This is a genomic window from Bacteroidota bacterium (assembly GCA_016183775.1).
GTDB lineage: Bacteria > Bacteroidota > Bacteroidia > JABDFU01 > JABDFU01 > JABDFU01.
Map to the genome: position 1 here is coordinate 9,014 of JACPDY010000021.1, position 7,401 is coordinate 16,414.

General features: G+C 45.5%; 2 protein-coding genes. Both read left to right on the forward strand.

What is annotated here, in order from left to right; all coding sequences use genetic code 11:
- Nucleotides 1-3,920: gliding motility-associated C-terminal domain-containing protein (locus HYU69_02950; protein MBI2269295.1), on the forward strand; the 3,920-nt coding region annotated here is incomplete at its 5' end.
- A gap of 38 nt (nt 3,921-3,958) precedes the next feature.
- On the forward strand, nt 3,959-7,401 hold a 3,443-nt coding region (locus HYU69_02955), incomplete at its 3' end, for a hypothetical protein (protein ID MBI2269296.1).

Sequence of the window (7,401 nt, forward strand, 5' to 3'; positions counted from 1 at the left end):
ATTTTGTATGGGAAAATGCAAATCCGGCAGCCGAAATTATTTCGCAGGAACAAACAAACGACTACCATAGTTACAACATTCCACAGAAGGACGACTCTGAAAAGAATATCAATTTCATTAAAGGATTTAAGAAACTAATTTACAAGGAGCTGTATCCAAACATTGATGTTGAATATGTGTTTCATCCGGTTGATGGAATAAAATATTCATTGATCCTGCATCCGGGAGCAGATATTTCGTTGGTTAAAATGAATTATTCAAAAAGAATGAAATTGCATAATAACGGAGAATTAGCTATTCCTACCGCCTTTGGCAATATAATTGAGCATCGCCCGGCTACTTTTTATGCGGGCAACAATACCGCTACGATATCATCCCGATTTGTTAAAACAGGAAGATCAGTTTCATTTGAATTAGGCAATTATGATCAATCCAAAACATTGATCGTTGACCCATGGGTGCAGACACCAACCATTTCAAACTCGAACAGCATTTGGGAGTGTGAAAGAGATGGCGCAGGCAATGTATATATTATCGGAGGCGATATGCCGATGAAATTATTAAAGTATAATTCAGCCGGAGCAATTCAATGGACGTACAACACAACATGGGATACGGCAAATTATTGGCTGGGAACTTTTGCTGTTGACCTGCCCGGAAACGCATATGTTACCTCTGGCACACAATCCAAACTTTCGAAAGTGAATACAAGCGGCTCTAACGTTTGGACTAATAATAGCATTGGAGGACAGTCATCGGAACTGTGGAATATAACATTCAATTGCGATCAGACCAGGCTGATTATTGGAGGCACACAGGGGATATTTACTTTGCGCGGAGCTATATTTGATATTGATGTAACAAACGGAAATGTTATATCCACTAAAATAGCAGGCTTTGATAAAGCCTTGCTTTTCGGGGCCAATGCTCCGAATGAAGTTCGATCGATCTGCTCGGCGCCAAATGGAAATTATTACTTCCTGACATTGGACTCCATTGGCCGTATTACCCAAAACTTTACATCTACAACTCTTTTTGGTTTTAAAACAAACAGCACTTATGATCTGGCCTATTATAACCCATCTTACAGGTATGATAATTCAGGTGTAATGGCTATAAAGGCCAATAAAAATTTTGTTTATACCCAGAACGGATCGACTCTTTCAAAACGTTCGCTGCTTTCGCTGGGTACAGGCGCAATACTTACAACTATATCCATTCCCGGTGGCATTAATAATGCAGGCTCTTTTGGTAATCCGGGACGGGTTCCGGGAAGCAGCGGAATTGACATAGACAGTTGCGGTAATGTTTATGTGGGTTCCGGTAATGCGGTAATTAAATACGATGCGAACCTTGTTCAGGTGAGTTCCGTAACGCTTCCATTCACTGTATTCGATGTAGCTGTAAGTATCAATGACGATGTAATTGTTGCGGGTTCTACAACCCAAACTACAGGTACCCGAACCGGTTATGTACAATCCATCGCATCGTTCGCAGCATGCAACCCCTTGAAATTGTTTTGCTGCATTGCATCTATTGACCCAGCGGGTCCTTATTGCCCAAGCAACGCGGCGGTAAATTTAACTGCTGTTACTCCGGGCGGAACCTGGAGCGGAACAGGGATCACTAATGCTGCAACAGGAACATTTGACCCGACAACTGCAGGTATCGGAACGCATACCATCTATTATACATTGGCTTGTGGAAAAGATTCAACAACCATTACAGTTAAAGCTTGTGCCTCATTAGCCGTATGTAAGGAAACGAATGGTAATATTACTGTTTCAGGCGGAACATCTCCTTATACCTGGCAGAGTCAATCAACTACAACAGATTGCAGCATCTGCCCGTTCCAGATGTGCATCCCTCCTGTTTGCAATGGTACAACGGTAACCCTATGGACAACTTTTGGCAGCACGGCTACTATTACTCCTCCGGGTACATGGCCGATCAGAGCTGTTGATAATGCCGGAAATATTTCTGTTGTAACAAGTCTTGGATCCTTGCCTGCATGTACAGCCTGCGCACCTCTTACGGCTTCAGCTGCAGGTATTGTAAATGTAAATTGTTTTGGTCAATCAACAGGAAGTTTTTCAGCATATGCAACCGGCGGCACATCTCCTTACAACTATACACTGATGAAAGGATCAAACACTGTTGCTACTTTTGGCAATGTTTCCGGATCACAAAATTTCACAACACTTCCGGCTGGAACCTATACACTCAACATAACCGATAATGCCGGATGTCCCGGTTCAACAACCATTATTATTACAGAAGCACCTGCCATAATTCCGGTTACTACATCAGGTAACGCGGCATGTGGGACTTCAAATGGCAACGTTTCGGTCAGTGCAAGCGGTGGAACCGGCGCATTCATTTATAACTGGAGCAGCGGAGCTTCAACCCAAACCGTTTCGGGTTTAACAGCAGGGACATATACTGTAACAGTAATTGATGGAAGTAATTGTACAACAACTGCAGTCGCCTCAGTAAGCAACAGTCCTTCTCCAACCATTAACAGCCTGAATGGCACCTCTCCTTTATGTAAAGGTAATACTGACGGATCCGCTGTGGTAGCAGTATCAGGCGGATCAGGTGCGTTGACCTATAGCTGGAGCAACAACACTTCGGGTGTTACCGCCATTACAGGTCTGTCGGCAGGTACCTATATTGTAAGCGTAACAGATGCAACCGGATGCACCGCAATCAGCTCCGTTACCATTACAGAACCAAGTGCTCTTACAGGCACCACATCATCCACCGCTACTTCTTGCGGAACAAATAACGGGAGTGCCGGAGTAACGGTTAATGGTGGCACAGGATCTTACAGCTATAGCTGGTTACCGGGAGGTGGAACAGCACAGACGGTATCCAATTTATCGGCCGCGACTTATACGGTAACTGTAACAGATTCAAATAACTGTTCAACCACATCTACCGCGGCCGTAACAAATCCGGGAGGCGGAACAGCCAGTGCATTTGTTCAATCAAATACAACCTGTTATGGTGGGAATAACGGAAGCGCCAATGCAAGCATAAGTGGCGGCACTCCTCCATTTACATATAGCTGGAGCAATGGAAGCACGGCTGCTACCGTTGCTGGATTAACCGCAGGTACATATACGGGAACAATTACTGACGCGAACAGTTGTAACAGCAACAGCACAGTAAGTATTACGGAACCGTCCGCGATTGTCATACTCATAACACCAACAGCGGCTCCCTGCGGAACCACTAATGGAAGTGCGATCGCTAACGCAGGCGGAGGAACAGGTTCTCTTACCTATTCCTGGAGTATGGGATCGACCAGTCCTTCAGCGAACAACCTTTCTGCCGGAACTTACACAATAACTATTACCGATGCGAACGGCTGCTCCGCTACGACAACCGGAGTTGTTTCATCAACGGGAGGACCAACCGCGAATGCCGGTAACAGTGTTACGATCATTTCAGGAAACAGCACAACACTTAATGGTAGCGGGACAACAGGTGCAACGTTCAGCTGGAGTCCTGCCTCCTCTTTATCCTGTTCTAATTGTCCTTCACCGGTAGCTTCACCGACTCAAACAACAACATATACACTTACTGTTACTGCAAACGGCTGTTCCGCAACAGATACTGTAACTGTATTTATTGAGATCCCTTGTGGAGATCTGTTTGTACCGAAAGCATTCTCGCCGAATAACGACGGACAAAATGATATCTTATATGTATACGGTAAATGTATTAAAGACCTGGAGTTCGCCATATATGACCGCTGGGGAGAAAAGGTATTCTACACAACCAACCCTGCTTCAGGATGGGATGGTACATTCAGAGGTAATAAACTGGATGCTGCAGTTTTTGTTTATTATCTGAAAGGGAATGTAAACGGAGAAGAAGTTAGCAAACACGGGAATATTACGTTAGTAAAATAATCGGTATAAAAATGTTCAACAAAATCTATCTGACTAAAATGAAAAACTTTACATCCTTTTTAATTATTACAATTGTTTCAGTACTTCTCAACATTAACCTATCCGCACAAACAACCTTCAGGTTAAGTTATGATGTGGCCAATTTTGATATCGCCGGAGGTATGGTCGAAAACCCAGCCGGCGAATTTGTTTTTACCGGTTTAAACTCAACATTCATTCCGTTTTTCGGAAATACAATTAAGGTGGATAATGCCGGGAATGTAGTATGGGCAAAATCATACACAGGTGGTATTGCTACCAATTTCTCCGATATAAAAAATGTAAGTGGTGGCGGATACATCATTACAGGCTCCTCTTCAAATGGCGGCGCTGTGTTGGTTCGTATTGACGATAACGGAGCTGTTGTTTGGGCCAAACGTTACCAGCTACCTAACCTGTCCTCCGGTAATACATCCAATGAGTATGGCAACTCAGTTATCCAGACCTCCGATGGCGGATTTCTTGTAGGAGGCGGGGTTGATTATTTCTGGGATGGCGTAAGTGCTTCAACAGTTGATACCGCAAGTGCACTGGGTTTTAAAGTTGATGCGAATGGCAATCTTTTATGGAGTAAAGTATGGACAATTCCCACCGCAAACCCCGATGAACATTATATTAACGATGTTGCAGAATCAGCCGATGGCTATTTCTTTGTTGGCCAATCTTCAGAGGGAAGCGGAACAGTCAGCAGTAATGGCGACTATCCAAGTAACGCACTTGTTATTAAAACCACAACAGCAGGTACACTCACATACATCAGACGCTGGGGAGCTGGCGACACCAAATTCCAGAATATTAATTCCGCATTGCGTTTAGCCAATGGCAACATACTATTAGGCGGTAATGACGACTACCACTCTTTTCTTGTAACACTTACCGGCACAGGTTCAGCTCCCACAACAACAGGATTGAACAGAAGAATTAACGGCGCAAGTTTTCCTCCGAGAACATTGATCATTCAGGACATTATGGAAAACTCCGATGGTAATTATTCCGTGATCGGCATGCAGATCGAACCGCTTAGCTTTGCTTTTTATACAGCTATTTACAAGGTCAATAGCAGTACCGGAGCTATTATATTCGGAAGGGGATATACACCAATAGGTTTATCATCCATTTTACCTGAGGGCGGCCTGGCTGCAGATCAGGGATATTATATGGTAATGACAGATCAGCAATCGACCGGTTTTAATTATAATATAATCCGTACCGATGCCACCGGCCAATTAGGTGTGCCTGCCGGATGCGGTTCCACAAGTCTTAACCCAAGTACAACCTCCTATGGTCCCACATTGACCACACCCACATATTCTGAATATGACCTGGCTGTAGCCTCAACATTTACACCTGTAGTCAACAACTTGACACCAACAAAAGTGGCCCACTGCCAGGTTATTGCTTGTGCCCCGCCTGCAGCTGCAACAACTGTAACAGCATCTGCCAGCCCGATCTGTGCCGGACAATCATCAACCATAACAGCAAGTGGTCCTGCAACCGGTGTTACATACGAAGTTTTTGCGGCCACCACAGGTGGCACATCTATGGGTACAACTCCATTAGCTGTTACACCAGGAGCTACCACAACCTATTATATTGAAACTGTTTTAACAGCCAATCCTGCCTGTGTAAGTACAACACGAACTCCAGTAACAGTTACGGTAACTCAACTTCCAACGGCTACCGCATCAAGTAACAGCACCTGCGTTGGAGGCACGCTTGCATTAACTTCCGGAGGTGGAGGAACTTATTCATGGTCAGGACCAAATGGTTTTACAAGTTCGACTCAAAACCCAAGTATTGGAAGTGTAACCGCTGCCGCATCGGGAACATATACCGTTACAGTGACAGCATCGGGATGTTCCGCTACTTCAACAGTAAGTGTAACGATCAGTTCAGGACTGACAGTTGTTGTAGGCAGCAATGGGCCGGTTTGTAACGGATCGGCATTAAATTTAACTTCATCAGGAGGGACTACCTATTCATGGGTAGGTCCACAGGGAGCTACCAGTAATATGCAAAATCCTACAATTGGCGCAGTTAGCTTATCTGATGCCGGGACGTATACTGTTACAGTCACTTCAGGAACATGCTCCGCCACGGAAACAATTGCGGTTAGTGTTACACCGTTACCAACCGCGACTGCCGGTGGTAACAGTCCTGTATGCCAGGGTTCTGCGCTGAATTTAACAGCATCCGGAGGCACCTCTTATTCATGGGTAGGACCGCAGGGAGCTACCAGTAATGTACAAAATCCTACAATTGGCGCAGTTGGCTTATCTGATGCCGGAACGTATACCGTTAGTGTTACAGCTTCCAATTGTACTTCCACAAGCACAGTAAATATTTCAGTTATCCCCGCCCCTGTCGCCACTGCCTCAAGTAATACTACATGTGTTGGTGGTACTCTCATGTTAACATCCGGAGGCGGAGGAACCTATTCCTGGACAGGACCAAATGGCTTTACTAGTTCATCTCAAAACCCAAGTATCGGAAGCGTAACCGCGGCCGCATCGGGAACATATACGGTTACGGTCACCTCATCCGGGTGTTCGGCTACTTCAACAGTAAATGTTACAATAAGCGCGGGTTTGACAGCTGTAGTAAACAGCAACGGACCTGTTTGTGACGGAGCAGCATTAAATTTAACTTCATCCGGAGGTACCACTTACTCCTGGTCCGGACCAAATGGTTATACAAGCAGCTCGCAGAATCCAACTATTGGTTCAGCTACTTCAACCGCTGCAGGAATTTATACAGTTACTGTTACATCAGGCACTTGCTCAGCCACCGGAACAGTTGCTGTCAGCATTACACCATTACCAACCGTAACCGCGGGAGGCAACAATCCTGTATGTGAAGGTTCGGCATTAAACCTGACTTCATCCGGCGGCACCACCTATTCCTGGTCAGGCCCCAATGGTTATACCAGCAGTTCACAAAATCCTACCATTGGTACAGTAACGCCTGCTGAAGGAGGAACATACACCGTTAGTGTTACAGCTTCGGGCTGCACAGCAACCAGTACAACAAACATAACAATAACTCCTGCTCCTCTTGCCACCGCATCAGCCAACAGCAACACAGCGTGTGAAGGCTCATCGATCAACCTGACATCCTCAGGCGGCACCACCTATTCCTGGTCGGGACCAAACGGTTATACCAGCAGCACTCAGAACCCAATTATTACCGGCGCAACACCAGCCGCTGCCGGAACATATACCGTTACCGTTACAGCTTCAGGTTGTTCGGCAACCTCTACAGTTTCTGTTGCGGTTACCAATGCGCCTGTGGCTGCGGCAGGTGGTGCAGGCTTTGTTTGTGTAGGTTCTTCACTTAACCTTACAGCGAGCGGTGGAACAGGTTACTCCTGGTCCGGACCAAATGGTTTCACAAGCTCAACTCAAAACCCATCTATAAGCGGTGTTACACTTGCCGGTTCCGG